Below are 18868 nucleotides of genomic sequence, written 5' to 3'. Positions count from 1 at the left end.
CTATTGCGCGGTAGCTAATTTCGCTTTTTCAGCTTGTGGCTTAACCGTAGCGGCCACTTTTGAGCGATAGCGTTTATCCGATGCGGCAAAGAAACCACCGACCATCATGAATATTGCTCCAAACCATAACCAACGAACAAATGGCTTGTAGTTCAAACGCACAGCAAATTCGGTGCTGCTGATTGGGTCGCCCATGGTGACATATAAGTCACGGAACAGACCCCAATCGATACCCGCTTCGGTCATGTCCATAGTACGCACATTGTATTGGCGACGATCAGGCTTGAGTAACGTCAGCAGTTTATCGCCTTTGTAGATCTCAATTTGACCTTGTTGCGCGGTGTAGTTAGGACCGACGACGTTCTTAGTCTCGAGATACTTAAAGGTATAACCCGCAAGCTCTTGGCTCACGCCAGGGCCCATACGCACACTCTTCTCAACCGAGTAGTTCGATACCATAGTGGCACCAATCACCGACACGGCAATACCTAAGTGGGCTAAGATCATCCCTAGTTCGCTGCGGCCCATACGTGCCACGCTCACTTCGCCTTCTTTTGGCTTAACGATGTTATACGCGGCTCTTGCCGTCGCTAACACAATCCAAGACGCAGCGGCGATACCACAGGCAACCCAAGCGTTGAACGCACCATCCACAATAAACGGTGTCACGATACCAATCGCTGCAGAGACTAATGCAGGTACCAGTAATTGACGTTTGAGCTCACCGGCTTTGGATTTCTTCCAGCGGATGATTGGACCGACACCCATAAAGCCAAACAGTACGAGGACGATAGGCACAAACACAGCATTGAAGTATGGAGGTCCAACAGAAATCTTACCCATGCCTAAGGCATCGATCAGCAGTGGATATAGAGTTCCTAACAACACAGTACCCGCTGCAACCGTGAGTAACACGTTACAGACTAACAGCATGGTTTCTTTTGATTTCAGCTCGAAACGTGCAGGGCTGCTCATTTCACTGGCGCGGAAGGCGAACAGCGTGAGTGAACCACCAATCGCAAGACCCAGCAGTAACAGAATGAACATACCGCGGCTTGGATCGGCTGCGAAGGAGTGTACAGAGGTCAATACACCAGAACGCACGATAAAGGTACCGAGTAAGCTTAAAGAGAACGCGAAGATAGACAGTAATACGGTCCAGTTACGGAACGCACCACGTTTTTCGGTCACGATCAGCGAGTGAACTAATGCAGTACCTACTAACCAAGGCATAAAGGAAGCGTTTTCTACGGGATCCCAGAACCACCAGCCGCCCCAGCCTAATTCGTAGTATGCCCACCAAGAACCTAATGCAATACCGCCTGTGAGGAAAATCCAAGCGGCTAAGGTCCAAGGACGTGACCAACGTGCCCATGCAGAGTCAAGGTGACCACTCATGAGAGCGGCAATCGCAAACGCGAAGCTCACCGAGAAGCCCACATAACCTAAGTACAGCATAGGTGGATGGAAGATTAAGCCCACGTCCTGCAGCATTGGGTTTAAGTCACGACCTTCGGCTGGCATTGGGAATAGGCGTTCAAATGGGCTAGAGGTGAGTAGCATAAATAAGCTAAAGCCAATCACGATCAGCGCCAGTACAGCTAAAACCCTAGCGGTGAACACTTCTTCTAAGCCTTTACTGAATAAGGCAACCGAAGCCGCCCAGGTCGATAGCGCAAACACCCAGAACAGCAGTGACCCTTCATGACCGCCCCATACGGCCGCAATCTTAAAGAAGATAGGTAACTGGGAGTTCGAGTGATGTGCCACATAGGCAACGGAGAAGTCATCAACGGCGAAGCTGTAACCAAGAGATACTACGGATAAAGCGATAAAAAAGAACATTCCGTAGGTTAACGGCCAAGCATACCTCACTAGATATTGGTCTTTACGGGCAACACCTATAAGGGGAACGCTGACTAATAAGAAGGCGAATGCCACTCCTATAATCAGCGAAAAGTGTCCAAGTTCTGGGATCATGGGTTTTCCTCAGTCTCTAATAATATGTTGATTTAGAAAGACTCTAGACCAACGCACAACATGCTGTTCACACAAATGCACGAAATTTTGTTCATTTTAGTATTTGCTATTGTTCCTGTCTGCCTCTTTCATACAAAACTGGGTGACTTGTCTCATTCTCGATTTTTGTCGAAATGGAGCCATCACAGGCCTACAGTTTTGCATGTGACAGATAAATGAGCCTTAAGTTTCATACAAAATTTACCTGATGGATCAATTTGTGAACCAGTGCCCAACTCTCAGTTTTCACTGCGTTGAAGGTCTTATATTACTGTTCAATGAATAATCTTTACGTATAATCTTGCTTCCAAGCCGGCGGTAACAACCGCTTTTATGCAAACTAAAGTGAATATAGAAACAATGACGACATTTTGGATTTTTATTGCGCTTGTTGTGTTGGTCAGCTTAACGCTGATCTGGATCCCGCATTTCAGACAGCAAAAGTTGTTACGCACTGAAGAAGCCGGCGTTCGCAGACAAACTAACCTTGAATTGTTCAATGAACGTCTTGCCACTCTTGAGAAAGAACTCAATGAAGAACTGCTCGACCAAGCTGAATTTGATGCACTGAAGAAAGAGCTAGAAATCAGCCTGCTCCAAGACATCAAACAAGCGAGCGATGATTCACTCGTCAACCAGATCAAACCTAAGAGCATTTTATGGCCATCGGTCATGTCGGTCTGCTTGATTGCGATTTCAGGTTACCTCTATCAGCACTTGGGTGCCTTTGAGAATATCGGCAACACCCAACCTGCTAACCCACATGCGGGTATGGACGCGGCGCAAATCATGGCACAACGCGTACAGATGATGGAGGCACAAGTACAAGCCGAGCCTGAAAACAGCCAAGCTTGGTTCAGCCTAGGTCACGCTTATATCTCTGCTAACCAATTCGATAAAGCCGTTGCAGCCTTCGATAAGGTGATGGAATTAGTCGGTAAACACGCTGAATTAATTGGTCCAAAAGCAACAGCTATGTACTATAAAGCGGGTCAGCAAATGACTCCGCAAATTCAAGCTTTAATTGATGAATCTTTAGCGTTAGATCCACAGGATCCATCAACCTTACTGCTCGTGGGTATGGATGCTTTCTTCACCGCCAACTATCAAAAAGCCATTGATTCATGGCAAACCATTCTCAATAGCGACCGCACCGATGTAGACCGCGCCGCGCTGATGAATGCCATTGAAACGGCAAACCTGCGTATGCAAGGCGAAACCGCTGGCATGCCTAACGATGATGTCCACAAGCAGGCAAAAGTTGCGACTAAGTCTGTAAGTATTGCGATTTCAATTTCACCTGAACTGGCCGCACAAGCTGGCCCTGATGACATTATCTTCGTCTTCGCCCGTGCGACCGAAGGTCCTAAAGTACCATTAGCGGCAACTAAGGTGAGCGCAAAATCTTTACCGGTAACAGTGACACTCGATGACAGCACTGGTATGGGTGGCGATGTGAAACTGAGCCAAACTGCGAGTGTTGAAGTGATCGCGGTGTTGTCTAAACATGGCAATATCAAACCTCAAGCAGGTGATATTCAAGGCAAGGTCAGCAAAGTGAATGTGGGTGATACTGCAAGCTTAGTATTAGATACCCAAGTACAATAAGTTATCCGCACCTAGCGCTAAGCCTCGGCTTAGCGCAGACATAAAAAAACCGGCTGATGCCGGTTTTTTTAACACTGCAAAAATTACTGAGCTTTAGACATAAACTCGATAGCTGCTTTGTAATCTTCGTCAGTACAATCAGTACACATACCACCTGGTGGCATTGCGTTTAAGCCAGTTTTTACACTGTGTAACAGAGTGTCCATACCTTTTGCTAAGCGTGGTTCCCACTCAGCAGCGTTGTGCGCCTTTGGAGCACCAGCAACACCCATGCTGTGGCATACGGTACATGCCTTGTTGAAAATAGCTTCAGCATCTTGAGCTGAAACGTTGACTGACATAGTCAAAGCAGCGACTGCAGTCATTGCTAACAGTTTTTTCATGTTCAATGTTCCTAATGCAAATACGTACAAAGCTCTCGCTGCCCTTTGAGGCAGACTCATTATAGCGAACTAAGATTACTACAAACTTCAATAAATCTCATCTTTTTGTGATTAGAATCTCAGCACAAATGATATAAGGCGACAAGCGTGACAAATTCGTTAATATATTAGCAAGTATTAAAAAAGTTCGATTAGTTCGAGAAATATTGCGGTTATTGGAACCACATCAAATTGCTGACATCTAGTATTAAGCAAGTGTAAACCCCGCAATATCGTTTGTGTTAGAATCACTTGTGTTTCCTTCCGGCTTGAGATAGAGGGTTCAGTGACAAATATAACTTCAGTAAACACACTGGTATCGGCGAGCAAGCTGACATGTATCCGCGAAGAACGCATCCTGTTTGATGAATTAAGTTTTGATATTAATGCTGGCGATATCGTCCAGATCGAAGGCCCAAATGGCGCCGGCAAAACCAGTTTATTACGTATATTGGCAGGCTTATCTCGCCCCTACGCTGGGCAAACTTTTTATCTCAATGAAGATATTAACCGTTGCCGCGACGAATATAACGAAGACCTATTGTATTTAGGCCATCTTGCCGGGGTGAAATCCGAATTAACCGCCGAAGAAAACCTTAACTTCAATTTAAGAATCAGTGGCTATGATGATTTCGATACTTCCGCCATTCTCGCTAAAGTGAATTTAGCCGGGTTTGAGGAAGCACTCGCCGGGCATTTATCCGCTGGTCAACACCGCCGTACAGCACTAGCCAGACTCTGGCACAATGACTGTAAAGTGTGGATCCTCGATGAGCCTTTTACCGCAATCGATAAAAGAGGTGTCGAAGAGCTTGAACAGTTATTTATTCAACATGCGGATAATGGTGGCTGCGTGATCCTCACCACTCACCAAGATATGGGCATTATCAAAGATGATAGGCTTCGTAAAATTCGTCTAGATTATCGCTTCGTATAAGGTTTGGCATAATGAAAAGAGGCATCAGCTTTACCCAAGCGTTTTTAACATTACTGCAGCGGGATCTAAAAATCGCCATTCGTCACCGCGGCGATATCTTTAATCCCTTGTTATTCTTCATCATGGTTGTGACTCTATTCCCTTTGGGGATTGGTCCTGAACCACAAATGCTAGCCCGTATTGCTCCAGGGATTATTTGGGTTGCGGCATTACTCGCGTCTATGCTTTCACTCGAGCGCCTATTTAAAGCCGACTTTAGCGATGGCAGCTTAGAGCAAATGCTACTCAGCCCACAGCCACTCTCGGTATTGGTATTGGCCAAAGTATTAGCCCACTGGCTACTGACTGGTGTACCACTGATTATTATCGCGCCCCTGCTGGCGGTGCTGCTCAATTTAGACGCCAACAGTTATGGTGCGCTGATTGCAACACTCGCACTAGGCACGCCAGTATTATCCCTCTTAGGCGCAATTGGTGTGGCCCTAACCGTGGGTCTGCGTAAAGGCGGCGTGTTACTGAGTCTGCTTATTTTACCACTTTATATTCCTGTGCTGATTTTCGCGACCAGCGCCATAGATGCTGCAGGAATGAATTTACCCTATGATGGTCAGCTCGCTATAATTGGCGCCATGTTGATCGGTTCGTTAACCTTAGCACCCTTTGCAATTGGTGCATCTCTGCGAGTGAGTACTAACTAAAATGTGGAAATGGTTACACCCTTACGCGGATCCTGAGCGCGCTTATAAATTATCAGGAACATTATTTCCATGGTTTGCCACCTTAGCCTGTCTTTTTATTACCGTCGGCACGGTATGGGGATTAATGTTTGCTCCAACAGATTATCAACAGGGCGACAGCTACCGGATTATCTTTATCCATGTCCCGGCAGCCTCAATGTCAATGGCCGCCTACATGGGTATGGCGACAGCCGCATTTATCGGCCTCGTATGGCAAATTAAACTGGCCGATTGGGCCGCCGCATCCATTGCACCGATTGGCGCCGTGATTACCTTTATCGCCCTCTTTACTGGCGCGACTTGGGGTAAACCCATGTGGGGTACTTGGTGGGTATGGGATGCACGTCTAACGTCTGAATTAGTCCTGCTATTCCTCTACTTAGGTGTGATCTCGCTCTATGCTTCCTTCGAAGACAAAGTGCTAGCAGCACGTGCAGCAGGGATCTTAGCGATCGTCGGCGTGATCAACATTCCGATCATCAAATACTCGGTTGAATGGTGGAGTTCACTGCATCAACCATCAACTATCAAAATTACCTCTAAATCGACTATGTCGAGCGAAATGTTATACCCACTTTTAATCAATATTTTAGGTTTCGGCCTTATGATAGGGGCTATCACAATTGTGAGATTTAGAGCAGAAATCTTAGCAAGAAACGGCATGCGCCCTTGGGTACGTGAACTTGCTAAAGCTGAGGAGGTCAAATAATGCAATTCGATTCTATCAGTGATTTTTTCAACATGGGTGGCTATGCCTTTTATGTGTGGCTTGCCTATGGCGTGACCTTCTTCTGTTTATCGACGCTGATCATCACTAGTGCGCGCCAAAAGCGCAAAGTATTGATTGAAATCGCGAAGAAGATGAACCGCGAAGAACGCCTTAAAGAGACTAGGAGTACCAAATCGTGAACCCAAGACGCAAAAAGAGACTGACGTTAGCTGTAGCATTAATCGGTGGCGTAGCCGCGATTGCTTCGCTTCTGCTGTATGCGCTGAACTCCAACTTAAACTTATTCTATACACCGTCGGAGATCGTACACGGTAAAACCGATACCGGTGTTAAACCCGAAGCGGGCCAACGTATTCGCGTAGGTGGTATGGTAACGGTTGGTTCTATGGTGCGCGATCCAAACAGCCTGCACGTGCAGTTTGCCGTGCATGACTCATTAGGTGGCGAAATTCTCGTGACCTATGACGATCTGCTGCCGGATCTGTTCCGTGAAGGCCAAGGTATTGTGGCACAAGGCGTATTAGGTGAAGACGGCAAATTGGCCGCAACCGAAGTACTGGCGAAGCATGATGAAAATTACATGCCGCCAGAAGTGGCCGAAGCCATGGGCCAAAAGCATGAGAAGTTAGATTACAGCCAGCAAAAATCGGCGGCGCAATAATCGCCATGCTGTAAATGTTGATAAACAAAGAGCCTCTTCGGAGGCTTTTTTATTGTCCATTCACAATTAACGGCTGAACTATACTCAAGACAGTATTCCGGCAGGACGCTGTCTATGAATGTGATTAAGCCATTTAACAAAAGATGGCGACTGTTGCTACTCCTAATGCTCAACAGTCACCCGCTGATGCTCTACGCTGCTAAAGTGGTGGTTATCGAAAGTTACCATCAAGGCTATCAGTGGGATAAAGAATACTATCAAGCCATTGTCGATAAACTGGCCCCACAACATCAAGTTAGCCACTTTGAGATGGACACCAAGCGTTTAGCTAAAGAGCGCTACGCCGAGCGTACAGAACTGGCTTGGCAGTTCATTGTGGAGCAACAACCACAACTCGTGATCCTTGCCGATGACAACGCCGTTCATTATCTCCATCAACGCCTCAATAGCAGCCAAATTCCCGTGGTTTATCTCGGGGTGAATATAAATCCTCGGGAATACCATTTAAATGAGCATAAGCGCTTCACAGGCGTGCTAGAGCGCCCGTTACTCAAGCGTTCCTTACTGTTACTCGAGAGATTATTGCCACAAGCCAAGCATCGTAAAATCCTAGTGCTCTTCGATGGCAGCAATACTTCGAAAATCGCGGCCGAGTACATCAGTAAGCAACCATCGAGCATGTTAAGTGATATCGAAGTTCACATTCTCCAACTAACCCAATTAGCAGAGTGGCAACAACAAGTCAGAGCAGCAAAGGATAATGGTTATAGTGCAATTGTGGTGGCGCTGTATCACGCTGTCAGAGATGAAGACGATCAATCAGTGGATGCCGATAACTTACTCGAATGGATTACCAACCACACACACGTGCCGAATTTCGGCTTTTGGGGATTTAGCATCTATGCCAATGGCAATCTAGGTGGCTATGTGCTCGATGGCTATCATCATGGCTCAATCGCAGCCAACATGGCCCTTAGAATACTTGCAGGAGAAAAGCCTGAGAACATCTTCCCTATTACAGATGATCTTGGCCAATATCGATTTAGCCGTGCAGCGATAAAGAGATGGCAACTCAAACTGCCAAAGGAAATTGAGAAACAAACGACTTGGGTAGATTAACTAAGATGTGCTAAAAACAAAAAACCGGGCTTAGAGCCCGGTTTTTCAATCTTTGTAGCCTTAATTACTCAGCAGCTTCAACTTCAACAGCTTGAGCAGCTTCTGGACGACCTACTAGCTCGATGTAAGCCATTGGGGCTTTATCACCAGCACGTAAACCGCACTTAAGGATACGGGTGTAGCCACCAGGACGTTCCTGGTAACGTGGACCCAATTCAGTGAATAACTTACCTACGACTTCAGCGTCGCGAGTACGTGCAAACGCTAAACGACGGTTTGCAACGCTGTCACTCTTAGCAAGTGTTATCAGAGGCTCAACTACGCGACGCAGTTCTTTCGCTTTAGCTACGGTTGTCTTGATGATCTCATGACGAACCAGTGAGCTTGCCATGTTACGGAACATAGCTTGGCGGTGGCTGCTGTTGCGGTTAAGTTGACGACCACTCTTACGATGGCGCATGACCTAATCCTTATAACCTAAATCTGTACAAACCTGAGACTTATAGGTCGTCTGCTAAACTAGCTGGAGGCCAGTTTTCCAGACGCATACCTAACGACAGTCCGCGAGAAGCTAAAACGTCCTTAATTTCAGTAAGAGACTTCTTACCTAAGTTAGGGGTTTTCAGCAACTCAACTTCAGTACGCTGTACCAGATCTCCGATGTAATGAATCGCTTCGGCTTTCAAACAGTTAGCCGAACGTACAGTTAGCTCTAAATCGTCGACAGGACGCAACAGAATCGGATCGAACTCCGGCTTCTCTTCTTTCATTTCTGGCTCAGTCACGTCGCGCAGCTCAACAAACGCATCCAGCTGTTCAGCTAAGATGGTTGCAGAACGACGGATAGCTTCCTCAGGATCGATAGTACCGTTAGTGGTCATATCGATAACAAGTTTATCCAAGTCAGTACGCTGTTCAACACGAGCTGCTTCTACATTGTAGGCAATACGTGCAACTGGCGAGAAAGAAGCATCAACCAGCAAACGGCCGATTGGGCGATCATCGTCTTCAGTCTGTGCACGAGCAGATGCTGGCACATAACCACGACCACGCTCAACGCGAATACGCATGCTGATATCATTGTTACCTGTTAAATGACAGATAACATGATCAGGATTCACGATAGTGACATCACCATCATGCGTGATATCTGCTGCGATGACAGGGCCTGCGCCGGACTTGCTTAATGTAAGCATAGCCTCGTCTTTACCCTCGATAGTCACTGCTAACCCTTTCAGGTTCAGCAAGATTTCAAGGATATCTTCTTGTACGCCTTCCTTACTGCTGTATTCGTGCAGTACGCCGTCAATCTCGACTTCGGTAACCGCGCAGCCGGGCATAGACGACAATAGGATGCGACGCAACGCGTTACCTAAAGTGTGGCCGAAACCACGCTCAAGCGGTTCCAAAGTAACCTTGGCACGTGTTGAGTTAACCTGCTCGATATCAACGAGACGCGGTTTAAGAAATTCTGTAACAGAACCCTGCATTGTGTCCTCTCTTGTTTGTTAGCCTTACTTAGAGTAAAGCTCGACGATCAGCTGTTCGTTAATTTCCGCAGACAAATCGCTACGTTCTGGAATACGCTTGAAAGCACCTTCCATTTTCGCGCTGTCGACTTCAACCCATGTAGGCTTCTCGCGTTGAGCTGCCACTTCTAAAGCCGCTTTGATACGAGCTTGAGTGCGTGACTTTTCACGGATGCTTACAACATCATTCGCAGACACTTTGAATGACGGAATGTTAACAACACGACCGTTAACCATAATTGATTTATGGCTTACTAGCTGACGTGATTCTGCACGAGTCGCACCGAAACCCATACGATAAACAACGTTATCTAAACGAGTTTCTAAAAGTTGCAACAGGTTCTCACCAGTGTTGCCTTTCAGACGTGCAGCCTCTTTGTAGTAGTTACGGAATTGCTTTTCTAACACACCGTAAATACGACGAACTTTTTGTTTTTCGCGTAACTGTAAACCGTACTCTGACAGACGTGGCTTACGAGCGCCATGCTGTCCTGGTGCAGATTCCAGTTTACACTTTGAATCGATTGCTCTCACACCGCTTTTTAAGAAAAGGTCAGTACCTTCTCGGCGGCTGAGCTTGAGCTTGGGACCCAAGTATCTTGCCATGATCTTTCTCCAACTATCCTAATGAAACGCGTTATACACGACGCTTTTTAGGAGGACGACAACCATTATGAGGGATCGGCGTCACATCGGTAATGTTGGTAATTTTATAACCAACAGCGTTCAGCGCACGAATGGCTGATTCACGACCTGGACCTGGACCCTTCACAAACACTTCAAGGTTTTTTAAACCGTAGTCTTGAGCAGCAGCACCTGCACGCTCAGCAGCTACCTGTGCAGCAAATGGCGTAGATTTACGTGAACCACGGAAACCTGAACCACCTGAAGTAGCCCATGACAACGCATTACCTTGACGATCTGTAATGGTGACAATTGTGTTGTTGAAAGAAGCATGGATATGAGCCATGCCATCTGCAACCTGTTTACGTACGCGCTTACGCGGAGAACGTGACGGAACTTTAGCCATTGTCTACCTTCCCGTTACTTCTTGATTGGTTTACGTGGACCTTTACGCGTACGCGCATTGGTCTTAGTACGTTGCCCACGAAGAGGCAGGCTACGACGATGGCGGAGACCACGATAGCAACCAAGGTCCATCAGACGCTTGATGTTCATGGAAATCTCACGACGTAAGTCACCTTCTACTAAGTATTTGGCAACTTCTTCGCGTAGGGTGTCGATTTGAGCTTCGCTCAATTCCTTGATCTTAGCAGTTTCAGCAATTGACGTAGCTGCGCAGATTGCTCTAGCGCGAGTACGGCCGATGCCGAAAATTGCAGTCAATGCGATGACTGTATGCTTTTGATCAGGAATGTTAATGCCAGCGATACGGGCCACTATGCACTCCTTAAGTTAAAGGCCAACTGCGAAAAGCCCGAAAGGATACTCGACAGTTGACAGATTTGCAAACAATATTTTGTTCAGCCCAACACTGGGCTGAACAATTTTTCTATTAGCCTTGACGCTGTTTGTGTTTTGGTTCAACACAGATAACGCGTACAACGCCACTACGCTTGACGATCTTGCAGTTACGGCAGATCTTCTTCACGGAAGCTCGAACTTTCATTTCATCACTCCGTAAAGCTACTTAGCGACCAAAGCGATCTAAGTTCGCTTTGTTTACTAGGTTAGCTTTCTTCATCACAGACTCATACTGATGTGACATCATATGGGTCTGAACCTGAGCCATGAAGTCCATGATTACGACTACCATAATTAGTAGTGAAGTACCGCCAAAATAGAACTGTACTTTCCACGCAATTAACATGAACTCCGGAATTAAACAGATAAAGGTAATGTATAACGCGCCAGCTAATGTCAGGCGAGTCATTACTTTATCAATGTAACGCGAAGTCTGTTCTCCAGGACGGATCCCAGGGATGAATGCACCACTCTTCTTCAGGTTATCTGCTGTTTCACGTGGGTTAAATACCAACGCAGTATAGAAGAAACAGAAGAAGATAATCGCTGCTGCATACAATAATGAGTAAAGCGGTTGTCCTGGTGACACGGCCAGTGAAAAATCACTTAACCATGACATAGACTCATTTTGACCAAACCACTGAGCCAGTGTGCCTGGGAACAAAATGATGCTTGACGCAAAAATTGGAGGAATTACACCCGCCATGTTTATTTTCAGCGGCAAGTGAGTAGATTGCGCAGCGAATACCTTACGGCCTTGCTGGCGCTTAGCGTAGTTAACAACGATACGACGTTGACCACGTTCTACAAACACCACGAAATAAGTCACAGCAAAAATAATTACCGCGAGCAACAACAATACTAACACATTCAGGTCACCTTGACGCGCCTGCTCAGCCGTTTGGCCGATAGCGGAAGGTAATCCAGCAACAATACCTGCGAAAATTAAAATCGAGATACCGTTACCTATACCTCGTTCGGTAATTTGCTCACCTAGCCACATCAGGAACATGGTTCCTGTTACTAAGCTCACAACCGCAACAAAGTAGAAACCGAATCCAATGTTGACCACTAGGCCTGGGACTAAGTTTGGTAACCCTGTTGCAATACCGATCGACTGGAATGTACCCAGCACCAACGTACCCCAACGTGTGTACTGACTGATTTTTTTACGTCCAGACTCGCCTTCTTTTTTCAATTCAGCGAGTGCAGGATGCACCACAGTCAATAACTGCATGATAATCGATGCCGAAATGTACGGCATGATACCTAATGCAAAGATAGAAGCACGGGAAAGAGCACCACCCGAGAACATGTTAAACATGCCAAGGATGGTACCTTTTTGCTGAGCAAACAGCTCTGCTAATACAGCTGCGTCAATACCAGGAATTGGCACAAACGAACCGGCTCTAAAGACGATAATCGCACCAATCACGAACAGGAGGCGAGCTTTCAATTCAGAAAGTCCACCTTTCGCGCTTTTTAAATCAAGTCCTGGTTTTGCCATCGACGTATTATTCCTCGATCTTACCGCCAGCAGCTTCAATCGCTGCACGTGCACCTTTGGTTACCTTCAGACCTTTTACGGTCACTGGGCGCTCAATGGTACCTGAAAGAACGATTTTCGCAAACTGGATGTTGCGAGTAATAACGTTCGCATCTTTCAGAGCGTTTAAGTCGATAACATCACCGTTAACTTTAGCCAGTTCGAGTACACGAACTTCAGCTGTTACCATAGCGCGACGCGAGGTAAAACCAAATTTAGGTAAACGGATCTTAAGTGGCATTTGACCACCCTCGAAGCCTGGGCGTACACCGCCACCGCTACGAGATTTTTGGCCTTTGTGACCACGACCTGCAGTTTTACCTAAGCCTGAACCCATACCACGGCCTACACGCTTTGGTGCATGCTTAGCGCCTGCAGCTGGAGATAGAGTATTTAAACGCATCTATTAATCCTCCACCTTAACCATGTAGTAGACCTTGTTGATCATACCGCGAACTGAAGGAGTATCTTCTAATTCAACAGTGTGACCAATGCGACGCAGACCAAGACCAGTTAAGGTCGCACGGTGCTTTGGTAAACGACCGATAGCACTTTTAGTCTGAGTAACTTTTACAGTTTTAGTTGCCATGGTGCATTACCCCCGAATTTCGTCAACATTCAGGCCACGCTTAGCTGCGATTTGCGAAGGTGACTTCATGTGCACCAGAGCATCTACAGTCGCGCGAACGATGTTGATCGGGTTAGTAGAACCGTATGCTTTTGACAGAACGTTATGAACGCCTGCTACTTCCAATACGGCACGCATTGCGCCACCGGCGATAATACCGGTACCCTGTGATGCTGGTTGCATGTATACACGTGAACCAGTATGACGACCTTTAACTGGGTGATGCAGAGTGCCTGCATTCAACTCAACGGTCACCATGTTACGACGGGCTTTTTCCATAGCTTTTTGAATCGCTGCTGGAACTTCGCGCGCTTTACCATAGCCATAGCCGACCTTACCGTTACCATCACCCACTACTGTTAGTGCAGTGAAGCTAAAGATACGACCGCCCTTAACTACTTTAGAAACACGATTAACTGCAATTAATTTCTCTTGCAGATCGTCTTTTTGCTGAGCTTCTAATTTAGCCATTTTTATAACCCCTTAGAACTGGAGGCCAGCTTCACGAGCAGCATCTGCCAGAGCAGCTACACGACCGTGATACTTGAAACCAGAACGATCGAACGCAACATTAGTTACGCCTTTCTCGATCGCGCGTTCAGCAATAAATTTACCTACTGCTTTAGCCGCGTCTACGTTACCGGTACTCTTCAGTTGCTCTTTAACCGCTTTTTCCACGGTTGAAGCAGCTGCCACCACCTGAGCTTCAGGATTGATCACCTGAGCATAAATGTGACGCGGTGTACGATGTACAACCAGACGGTTCACGCCCAGCTCTTGGATCTTCTTACGAGCGCGAATAGCGCGACGTAAGCGAGATGTTTTCTTATCCATATCGCGTTACCTACTTCTTCTTAGCCTCTTTACGGCGTACTTCTTCGTCGTCATAGCGAACACCCTTGCCTTTGTATGGCTCTGGTGGACGGTATCCGCGAATCTCAGCAGCGACTTGGCCAATTAACTGCTTATCAACGCCACGTAGGACGATGTCAGTTTGGCTTGGACACTCTGCAGTAACGCCTGCGGGCAGTTTGTGTACTAACGGATGAGAGAAACCTAAAGTCAGGTCAATGTCAGAACCGACGAGCTTCGCACGGTAACCAACGCCAACTAACTTTAACTTACGCTCAAAACCTTGAGATACACCAACAACCATGTTGTTTACTAATGCACGTGTGGTACCAGCCTGTGCCCAAGCGCCAACAGCGCCTTCAACAGGTAGGAACTTGATCACGCCATCTTCAATAACAACATTGACCGCATTGTTGATCACTCGAGTCAGACTTCCTTTCGCGCCTTTGACGGTCAGGGTCTGTTCGTTTAAGGTCACCTCTACGCCAGCTGGAATAGATACTGGTGCTTTTGCTACACGAGACATTCCTAGCTCCTTATGCTACGTAGCAGATAACCTCGCCACCCATGCCTGCAAGGCGGGCGGCACGATCAGTCATCAGGCCTTTAGAAGTGGACACAATTGCGACACCCAGTCCGCCCATCACTTTTGGTAACTCGTTTTTACCTTTGTAAATACGAAGACCAGGACGGCTTACGCGCTGGATAGTCTCAACGACTGGTTGGCCTTGGAAATACTTTAAAGTGATTTCCAGTTCAGGCTTGGCTTCATCTGCTACGGCGTAATCAGCGATGTAACCTTCTTCTTTAAGCAGTTTCGCGATAGCGACTTTCAGCTTAGCAGAAGGCATCTTCACAGATACTTTGTTAGCAGCTTGGCCGTTACGAATACGGGTTAACATATCCGCAATAGGATCTTGCATGCTCATATTAGCTTACTCCGTGACAAGTGCTTACCAGCTAGCCTTACGCAGGCCAGGAACTTCACCACGCATGGTTGCTTCACGTAACTTGATACGGCTTAAACCGAACTTACGCAGGAAACCATGTGGGCGACCAGTTTGATTACAACGATTGCGTTGACGCGATGCGCTGGAATCACGTGGTAGAGCTTGCAGCTTTAATACTGCGTCCCAACGGTCTTCGTCAGAAGAAGCTGGACTTGCAATAATTGCTTTCAGAGCAGCGCGCTTTTCAGCGAACTTAGCTACGAGCTGTGCACGCTTTGCTTCACGTGCTTTCATTGATGTTTTTGCCATTACGCTACCCTTATTTCTTGAATGGGAAGTTAAAAGCGTCTAACAAAGCACGACCTTCTTCGTCAGAATTCGCAGAGGTAGTGATAACAATATCCATACCGCGAATTTTATCGATTTTATCGTAATCGATTTCTGGGAAAATGATCTGCTCACGCACGCCCATTGCGTAGTTACCACGGCCGTCGAACGCTTTAGCGCTCAGACCACGGAAGTCACGAATACGTGGGATTGCGATGTCAACTAAACGCTCTAAGAATTCCCACATACGCTCACCGCGCAGGGTCACTTTACAGCCAATAGGGTAGCCTTCACGGATTTTAAAACCAGCAACTGATTTACGAGCAACAGTCACTACTGGTTTTTGACCAGCGATTGCAGTCATGTCACGAACAGCATGTTCCATAACTTTTTTGTCTGCAACGGCTTCGCCAACACCCATGTTCAGGGTGATTTTCTCAATCCGAGGGACTTGCATGACACTGGTATAACCGAACTTTTTAGTCAGTTCAGCGACAACAGTCTCTTGATATTTATCATGCAGTTTCGCCATCGTTTACTCCAGTTACTTAACGAGTTCACTGTTCGATTTAAAGAAACGAACTTTTTTGCCGTCTTCAAATCGGAAACCAACACGATCCGCCTTGCCAGTGACAGGGTTAAAGATCGCAACATTTGATGCTTGAATCGGTGCTTCTTTCTCAACAATACCACCCGCTACACCCAGTTGTGGGTTTGGCTTTTGGTGTTTCTTGACAAGATTGATGCCTTCAACAATTAACTTACCAGTAGGTAATACTTGAGCAACTTTAGCGCGTTTGCCCTTGTCTTTACCTGCTAATACGATTACTTCGTCTTGACGACGGATTTTAGCTGCCATTTTGAAGCTCCTTACAGTACTTCTGGTGCCAGCGAGACAATCTTCATGAACTGCTCAGAGCGCAATTCACGTGTCACTGGTCCAAAGATACGAGTGCCAATCGGCTGCAGGTTGTTGTTCAGAAGAACTGCTGCATTCCGATCGAAGCGAATGACAGAACCGTCTGGACGACGTACGCCTTTCTTAGTACGGACTACCACCGCGTTATACACATCACCTTTCTTCGCTTTAGCGCGAGGAATTGCTTCTTTAACAGAAACCTTGATGATGTCGCCGATACCGGCATAACGACGATGAGAGCCACCCAAGACCTTAATACACTGAACTCTGCGTGCGCCGCTGTTACATGCGACGTCAAGAGTCGATTGCATTTGGATCATTTTAAGTGCTCCGCTATCGTTACTACACAATTCCCACAATTGGGACTATAAACACCATTTTTGCTTTGAATTTAGTCAAAAATGGCGCGCAAATATAACACCATAAATATGGAATGTATAGTATTAAAAAACAAACGGCCCCAAATACTGGAGCCGTTTACCTAAATACCTAATATAATTAGGCCTTTGATACTACTTCAACCAGAGTCCAAGATTTAGTCTTAGACAGAGGACGACATTCGCGGATCGCTACTACATCGCCTTCGTTGCACTGATTAGCTTCATCGTGTGCATGGATCTTAGTCGTACGCTTAATGTACTTCCCATAGATTGGGTGTTTCACTTGGCGTTCGATAGCTACAGTAATGGTTTTATCCATTTTGTTGCTTGTCACACGACCTTGCAAAGTACGGATTTTATCAGACATTATGCACCCGCCTTAGAAGTAATAATGGTCTTAACGCGCGCAATGTTACGGCGCACTAATTTCAGTTGATGAGTCTGAGTCAACTGACCAGTGGCGTGTTGCATACGCAGGTTGAACTGCTCACGCAGCAGACCAAGTAGTTCAGCGTTCAGTTCTTCAACGCTCTTTTCTCTTAGTTCGCTCGCTTTCATTACATCACCGTCTTAGTTACGAAGGTAGTCTTAATTGGAAGCTTGGCAGCAGCTAAAGCAAACGCTTCACGAGCGATCACTTCAGAAACACCATTCATCTCATAAAGAACCTTACCAGGTTGAATCTGACATACCCAGTATTCAACGTTACCTTTACCTTTACCCATACGCACTTCAAGAGGCTTAGAGGTAATTGGTTTGTCCGGGAAAACTCGAATCCAAATTTGTCCCTGACGCTTAATGTGACGTGTCATGGCACGACGTGCAGATTCGATCTGACGAGCAGTTAAACGACCACGGCCGACTGCTTTCAGACCAAAAGTACCAAAGCTAACTTCGGTACCGTTCGCTAGACCGCGGTTGCGGCCTTTGAACATCTTGCGAAACTTCATACGTTTAGGTTGCAGCATTGCCGGCTCTCCTATTTACCACGAGGCTTGCGCTTAGGTTGCTGCTGTTTCGGCTCTTCAATCTGTGGCAGCATTCCGTCCAGAACTTCACCTTTGAAGATCCAAACTTTAATACCAATCACACCGTATTGAGTGTGACTTTCAGAGGTTGAATAGTCGATATCAGCACGCAGTGTATGCAAAGGTACACGACCTTCACGGTACCACTCAGAGCGCGCAATCTCAGCACCGCCTAAACGGCCACTAACTTCAACTTTGATACCTTGAGCACCAATACGCATTGCGTTTTGTACTGCACGCTTCATAGCGCGACGGAACATAACACGACGCTCTAATTGCTGTGCAATTGAGTCAGCAACTAACTTGGCATCTAGCTCAGGTTTACGGATCTCAGCGATGTTAATTTGAGCAGGAGTGCCAGCCAGTTTTGAAACTGCAGCACGCAATACTTCAACGTCTTCACCTTTCTTACCGATCACAACGCCTGGACGGGCAGTGTGAATAGTAACGCGGATGCTTTTCGCTGGGCGTTCGATAACAATCTTAGATACTGATGCAGCTTGCAGTTTGTCTGCAAGATACTTACGCACTTCCCAGTCGCTGTTCAGGTTATTTGCATAATCTGACTTATCTGCGTACCAGGTAGAGATCCAAGGCTTGGTGATACCCAGACGGATACCATTAGGATGTACTTTCTGTCCCATTGCTCTCTCCTAGCGATCTGATACAACCACAGTGATGTGGCTGGTACGCTTCATGATACGATCAGCGCGGCCTTTAGCACGTGGCATGATACGCTTCATAGTTGGACCCTCGTCAACGAAGACGGCGCCTACTTTTAGCTCATCAATGTCAGCGCCTTCGTTGTGTTCGGCGTTTGCGATAGCTGAGTCAAGTACTTTTTTAACCAGTACGGCGGCTTTCTTTGGGCTGAAAGTCAGAATTTCGAGGGCCTTAGCAACAGGCAAACCACGAATTTGATCAGCAACTAGACGAGCCTTCTGCGCAGACGTACGGGCAAAACGATGTTTAGCTAAAACTTCCATCTTAT

The 18868-nt window shown here is 46.6% G+C and carries 31 protein-coding genes; 7 read left to right on the top strand and 24 right to left on the bottom strand.

Annotation, left to right across the window (positions count from 1 at the left end; all coding sequences use genetic code 11):
• The gene (locus N5E87_RS01225; protein WP_011715475.1) at positions 1-1980 is read right to left on the bottom strand and encodes a heme lyase CcmF/NrfE family subunit; all 1980 of its coding nucleotides are present in this window, start codon (positions 1978-1980) and stop codon (positions 1-3) included.
• A gap of 399 nt (positions 1981-2379) precedes the next feature.
• On the opposite strand from N5E87_RS01225, the gene ccmI reads away from it, so the two are divergent.
• Complete coding sequence (gene ccmI, locus N5E87_RS01220) at positions 2380-3627, top strand: c-type cytochrome biogenesis protein CcmI (protein ID WP_279775835.1); 1248 nt, start codon at positions 2380-2382, stop codon at positions 3625-3627.
• Positions 3628-3710: 83 nt separating this feature from the next.
• Here the strand turns inward: ccmI and N5E87_RS01215 are convergent, their stop codons facing one another.
• Positions 3711-4010, bottom strand: a complete 300-nt coding sequence (locus tag N5E87_RS01215; protein ID WP_011621040.1) for a c-type cytochrome — start codon at positions 4008-4010, stop codon at positions 3711-3713.
• A 325-nt stretch (positions 4011-4335) separates the two neighbouring features.
• On the opposite strand from N5E87_RS01215, the gene ccmA reads away from it, so the two are divergent.
• The 6 genes from ccmA (at position 4336) to N5E87_RS01185 (ending at position 8233) form a co-directional block, all read left to right on the top strand.
• A complete protein-coding gene (ccmA, locus tag N5E87_RS01210) occupies positions 4336-4986 on the top strand; it encodes a cytochrome c biogenesis heme-transporting ATPase CcmA (protein ID WP_086904164.1) in 651 nt (216 codons plus the stop codon).
• Between the two features lie 11 nt (positions 4987-4997).
• Positions 4998-5684, top strand: a complete 687-nt coding sequence (gene ccmB / locus N5E87_RS01205; RefSeq protein WP_011715472.1) for a heme exporter protein CcmB — start codon at positions 4998-5000, stop codon at positions 5682-5684.
• Position 5685: 1 nt separating this feature from the next.
• Entirely contained in the window at positions 5686-6432 is a 747-nt protein-coding gene (locus N5E87_RS01200) for a heme ABC transporter permease (protein WP_086904165.1), read from the top strand.
• The gene (gene ccmD / locus N5E87_RS01195) at positions 6432-6632 is read left to right on the top strand and encodes a heme exporter protein CcmD (RefSeq protein WP_011621036.1); all 201 of its coding nucleotides are present in this window, start codon (positions 6432-6434) and stop codon (positions 6630-6632) included. The genes N5E87_RS01200 and ccmD overlap by 1 nt, the downstream gene beginning before the upstream one ends.
• Positions 6629-7114 (top strand): cytochrome c maturation protein CcmE, encoded by a 486-nt coding sequence (gene ccmE / locus N5E87_RS01190; protein ID WP_011715470.1) that lies wholly within the window; start codon positions 6629-6631, stop codon positions 7112-7114. Before ccmD ends, ccmE begins: the two co-directional genes overlap by 4 nt.
• A 165-nt stretch (positions 7115-7279) precedes the next feature.
• On the top strand, positions 7280-8233 hold the full coding sequence (locus tag N5E87_RS01185; RefSeq protein WP_279774925.1) for an ABC transporter substrate binding protein: 954 nt from the start codon (positions 7280-7282) through the stop codon (positions 8231-8233).
• A 64-nt stretch (positions 8234-8297) separates the two neighbouring features.
• Here the strand turns inward: N5E87_RS01185 and rplQ are convergent, their stop codons facing one another.
• From rplQ to rplV, 22 genes are all read right to left on the bottom strand, one after another.
• Positions 8298-8693 carry a 50S ribosomal protein L17 gene (gene rplQ, locus N5E87_RS01180; protein ID WP_011621033.1) on the bottom strand — a complete coding sequence of 132 codons (396 nt, stop codon included), beginning with the start codon at positions 8691-8693 and terminating at the stop codon, positions 8298-8300.
• 40 nt (positions 8694-8733) lie between these two features.
• Positions 8734-9723, bottom strand: a complete 990-nt coding sequence (rpoA, locus tag N5E87_RS01175; RefSeq protein WP_011070632.1) for a DNA-directed RNA polymerase subunit alpha — start codon at positions 9721-9723, stop codon at positions 8734-8736.
• Positions 9724-9747: 24 nt separating this feature from the next.
• Entirely contained in the window at positions 9748-10368 is a 621-nt protein-coding gene (gene rpsD, locus N5E87_RS01170) for a 30S ribosomal protein S4 (RefSeq protein WP_011715468.1), read from the bottom strand.
• 31 nt (positions 10369-10399) lie between these two features.
• Entirely contained in the window at positions 10400-10792 is a 393-nt protein-coding gene (gene rpsK, locus N5E87_RS01165) for a 30S ribosomal protein S11 (RefSeq protein ID WP_006083577.1), read from the bottom strand.
• A 14-nt stretch (positions 10793-10806) separates the two neighbouring features.
• Complete coding sequence (gene rpsM, locus N5E87_RS01160; RefSeq protein ID WP_011070630.1) at positions 10807-11163, bottom strand: 30S ribosomal protein S13; 357 nt, start codon at positions 11161-11163, stop codon at positions 10807-10809.
• A gap of 115 nt (positions 11164-11278) precedes the next feature.
• Positions 11279-11392: a 50S ribosomal protein L36 gene (gene rpmJ, locus N5E87_RS01155; RefSeq protein ID WP_006083579.1), complete on the bottom strand. Its 114-nt coding sequence runs from the start codon at positions 11390-11392 to the stop codon at positions 11279-11281.
• Positions 11393-11413: 21 nt separating this feature from the next.
• Complete coding sequence (gene secY / locus N5E87_RS01150) at positions 11414-12754, bottom strand: preprotein translocase subunit SecY (protein ID WP_011621032.1); 1341 nt, start codon at positions 12752-12754, stop codon at positions 11414-11416.
• Positions 12755-12761: 7 nt separating this feature from the next.
• The gene (gene rplO, locus N5E87_RS01145) at positions 12762-13196 is read right to left on the bottom strand and encodes a 50S ribosomal protein L15 (RefSeq protein ID WP_011070628.1); all 435 of its coding nucleotides are present in this window, start codon (positions 13194-13196) and stop codon (positions 12762-12764) included.
• Positions 13197-13199: 3 nt separating this feature from the next.
• Positions 13200-13382 carry a 50S ribosomal protein L30 gene (gene rpmD, locus N5E87_RS01140; RefSeq protein WP_007644440.1) on the bottom strand — a complete coding sequence of 61 codons (183 nt, stop codon included), beginning with the start codon at positions 13380-13382 and terminating at the stop codon, positions 13200-13202.
• A 6-nt stretch (positions 13383-13388) separates the two neighbouring features.
• Complete coding sequence (rpsE, locus tag N5E87_RS01135) at positions 13389-13892, bottom strand: 30S ribosomal protein S5 (RefSeq protein WP_007644438.1); 504 nt, start codon at positions 13890-13892, stop codon at positions 13389-13391.
• Between the two features lie 12 nt (positions 13893-13904).
• A complete protein-coding gene (gene rplR, locus N5E87_RS01130) occupies positions 13905-14255 on the bottom strand; it encodes a 50S ribosomal protein L18 (protein WP_086904166.1) in 351 nt (116 codons plus the stop codon).
• Positions 14256-14265: 10 nt separating this feature from the next.
• Positions 14266-14799 (bottom strand): 50S ribosomal protein L6, encoded by a 534-nt coding sequence (rplF, locus tag N5E87_RS01125; RefSeq protein WP_011715466.1) that lies wholly within the window; start codon positions 14797-14799, stop codon positions 14266-14268.
• 10 nt (positions 14800-14809) lie between these two features.
• Complete coding sequence (gene rpsH, locus N5E87_RS01120; RefSeq protein WP_007644434.1) at positions 14810-15202, bottom strand: 30S ribosomal protein S8; 393 nt, start codon at positions 15200-15202, stop codon at positions 14810-14812.
• Positions 15203-15226: 24 nt separating this feature from the next.
• Positions 15227-15532 carry a 30S ribosomal protein S14 gene (gene rpsN, locus N5E87_RS01115; protein ID WP_011715465.1) on the bottom strand — a complete coding sequence of 102 codons (306 nt, stop codon included), beginning with the start codon at positions 15530-15532 and terminating at the stop codon, positions 15227-15229.
• 10 nt (positions 15533-15542) lie between these two features.
• Positions 15543-16082: a 50S ribosomal protein L5 gene (rplE, locus tag N5E87_RS01110; RefSeq protein WP_011715464.1), complete on the bottom strand. Its 540-nt coding sequence runs from the start codon at positions 16080-16082 to the stop codon at positions 15543-15545.
• A gap of 12 nt (positions 16083-16094) precedes the next feature.
• Positions 16095-16409: a 50S ribosomal protein L24 gene (rplX, locus tag N5E87_RS01105; RefSeq protein WP_011070623.1), complete on the bottom strand. Its 315-nt coding sequence runs from the start codon at positions 16407-16409 to the stop codon at positions 16095-16097.
• 11 nt (positions 16410-16420) lie between these two features.
• Entirely contained in the window at positions 16421-16789 is a 369-nt protein-coding gene (gene rplN, locus N5E87_RS01100) for a 50S ribosomal protein L14 (protein WP_011715463.1), read from the bottom strand.
• Positions 16790-16967: 178 nt separating this feature from the next.
• Positions 16968-17216, bottom strand: a complete 249-nt coding sequence (gene rpsQ, locus N5E87_RS01095; protein ID WP_011070622.1) for a 30S ribosomal protein S17 — start codon at positions 17214-17216, stop codon at positions 16968-16970.
• A complete protein-coding gene (gene rpmC / locus N5E87_RS01090) occupies positions 17216-17407 on the bottom strand; it encodes a 50S ribosomal protein L29 (protein ID WP_007644429.1) in 192 nt (63 codons plus the stop codon). The genes rpsQ and rpmC overlap by 1 nt, the downstream gene beginning before the upstream one ends.
• Positions 17407-17817 (bottom strand): 50S ribosomal protein L16, encoded by a 411-nt coding sequence (gene rplP / locus N5E87_RS01085; protein WP_006083593.1) that lies wholly within the window; start codon positions 17815-17817, stop codon positions 17407-17409. The genes rpmC and rplP overlap by 1 nt, the downstream gene beginning before the upstream one ends.
• A gap of 11 nt (positions 17818-17828) precedes the next feature.
• Positions 17829-18521, bottom strand: a complete 693-nt coding sequence (gene rpsC / locus N5E87_RS01080; protein WP_011070621.1) for a 30S ribosomal protein S3 — start codon at positions 18519-18521, stop codon at positions 17829-17831.
• 9 nt (positions 18522-18530) lie between these two features.
• Positions 18531-18863 carry a 50S ribosomal protein L22 gene (rplV, locus tag N5E87_RS01075; protein ID WP_006083595.1) on the bottom strand — a complete coding sequence of 111 codons (333 nt, stop codon included), beginning with the start codon at positions 18861-18863 and terminating at the stop codon, positions 18531-18533.
• Positions 18864-18868 lie beyond the last annotated feature (5 nt).

It is taken from the genome of Shewanella sp. GD03713 (assembly GCF_029843705.1).
Taxonomy (GTDB): Bacteria; Pseudomonadota; Gammaproteobacteria; order Enterobacterales; family Shewanellaceae; genus Shewanella.
Note: the sequence above shows the minus strand (reverse complement) of the source record. Positions and strands in the feature narration are given on the sequence as shown.

What these genes read in the sequence shown, in the direction of transcription:
- rplV (WP_006083595.1), bottom strand. Translation starts at nt 18,863, where the DNA reads ATGGAAGTTTTAGCTAAACATCGTTTTGCCCGTACGTCTGCGCAGAAG.
- rpsC (WP_011070621.1), bottom strand. Translation starts at nt 18,521, where the DNA reads ATGGGACAGAAAGTACATCCTAATGGTATCCGTCTGGGTATCACCAAG.
- rpsQ (WP_011070622.1), bottom strand. Translation starts at nt 17,216, where the DNA reads ATGTCTGATAAAATCCGTACTTTGCAAGGTCGTGTGACAAGCAACAAA.
- rplX (WP_011070623.1), bottom strand. Translation starts at nt 16,409, where the DNA reads ATGGCAGCTAAAATCCGTCGTCAAGACGAAGTAATCGTATTAGCAGGT.
- N5E87_RS01185 (WP_279774925.1), top strand. Translation starts at nt 7,280, where the DNA reads ATGCTCAACAGTCACCCGCTGATGCTCTACGCTGCTAAAGTGGTGGTT.
- rpmD (WP_007644440.1), bottom strand. Translation starts at nt 13,382, where the DNA reads ATGGCAACTAAAACTGTAAAAGTTACTCAGACTAAAAGTGCTATCGGT.
- rpsH (WP_007644434.1), bottom strand. Translation starts at nt 15,202, where the DNA reads ATGAGCATGCAAGATCCTATTGCGGATATGTTAACCCGTATTCGTAAC.
- rpmC (WP_007644429.1), bottom strand. Translation starts at nt 17,407, where the DNA reads ATGAAAGCGAGCGAACTAAGAGAAAAGAGCGTTGAAGAACTGAACGCT.
- ccmD (WP_011621036.1), top strand. Translation starts at nt 6,432, where the DNA reads ATGCAATTCGATTCTATCAGTGATTTTTTCAACATGGGTGGCTATGCC.
- rplQ (WP_011621033.1), bottom strand. Translation starts at nt 8,693, where the DNA reads ATGCGCCATCGTAAGAGTGGTCGTCAACTTAACCGCAACAGCAGCCAC.
- rplP (WP_006083593.1), bottom strand. Translation starts at nt 17,817, where the DNA reads ATGCTGCAACCTAAACGTATGAAGTTTCGCAAGATGTTCAAAGGCCGC.
- rpsE (WP_007644438.1), bottom strand. Translation starts at nt 13,892, where the DNA reads ATGGCTAAATTAGAAGCTCAGCAAAAAGACGATCTGCAAGAGAAATTA.
- ccmI (WP_279775835.1), top strand. Translation starts at nt 2,380, where the DNA reads ATGACGACATTTTGGATTTTTATTGCGCTTGTTGTGTTGGTCAGCTTA.
- rpoA (WP_011070632.1), bottom strand. Translation starts at nt 9,723, where the DNA reads ATGCAGGGTTCTGTTACAGAATTTCTTAAACCGCGTCTCGTTGATATC.
- rpsK (WP_006083577.1), bottom strand. Translation starts at nt 10,792, where the DNA reads ATGGCTAAAGTTCCGTCACGTTCTCCGCGTAAGCGCGTACGTAAACAG.
- N5E87_RS01225 (WP_011715475.1), bottom strand. Translation starts at nt 1,980, where the DNA reads ATGATCCCAGAACTTGGACACTTTTCGCTGATTATAGGAGTGGCATTC.
- rpsD (WP_011715468.1), bottom strand. Translation starts at nt 10,368, where the DNA reads ATGGCAAGATACTTGGGTCCCAAGCTCAAGCTCAGCCGCCGAGAAGGT.
- ccmB (WP_011715472.1), top strand. Translation starts at nt 4,998, where the DNA reads ATGAAAAGAGGCATCAGCTTTACCCAAGCGTTTTTAACATTACTGCAG.
- secY (WP_011621032.1), bottom strand. Translation starts at nt 12,754, where the DNA reads ATGGCAAAACCAGGACTTGATTTAAAAAGCGCGAAAGGTGGACTTTCT.
- rplO (WP_011070628.1), bottom strand. Translation starts at nt 13,196, where the DNA reads ATGCGTTTAAATACTCTATCTCCAGCTGCAGGCGCTAAGCATGCACCA.
- rplE (WP_011715464.1), bottom strand. Translation starts at nt 16,082, where the DNA reads ATGGCGAAACTGCATGATAAATATCAAGAGACTGTTGTCGCTGAACTG.
- N5E87_RS01215 (WP_011621040.1), bottom strand. Translation starts at nt 4,010, where the DNA reads ATGAAAAAACTGTTAGCAATGACTGCAGTCGCTGCTTTGACTATGTCA.
- rpsN (WP_011715465.1), bottom strand. Translation starts at nt 15,532, where the DNA reads ATGGCAAAAACATCAATGAAAGCACGTGAAGCAAAGCGTGCACAGCTC.
- rplN (WP_011715463.1), bottom strand. Translation starts at nt 16,789, where the DNA reads ATGATCCAAATGCAATCGACTCTTGACGTCGCATGTAACAGCGGCGCA.
- N5E87_RS01200 (WP_086904165.1), top strand. Translation starts at nt 5,686, where the DNA reads ATGTGGAAATGGTTACACCCTTACGCGGATCCTGAGCGCGCTTATAAA.
- rplF (WP_011715466.1), bottom strand. Translation starts at nt 14,799, where the DNA reads ATGTCTCGTGTAGCAAAAGCACCAGTATCTATTCCAGCTGGCGTAGAG.
- rpmJ (WP_006083579.1), bottom strand. Translation starts at nt 11,392, where the DNA reads ATGAAAGTTCGAGCTTCCGTGAAGAAGATCTGCCGTAACTGCAAGATC.
- rplR (WP_086904166.1), bottom strand. Translation starts at nt 14,255, where the DNA reads ATGGATAAGAAAACATCTCGCTTACGTCGCGCTATTCGCGCTCGTAAG.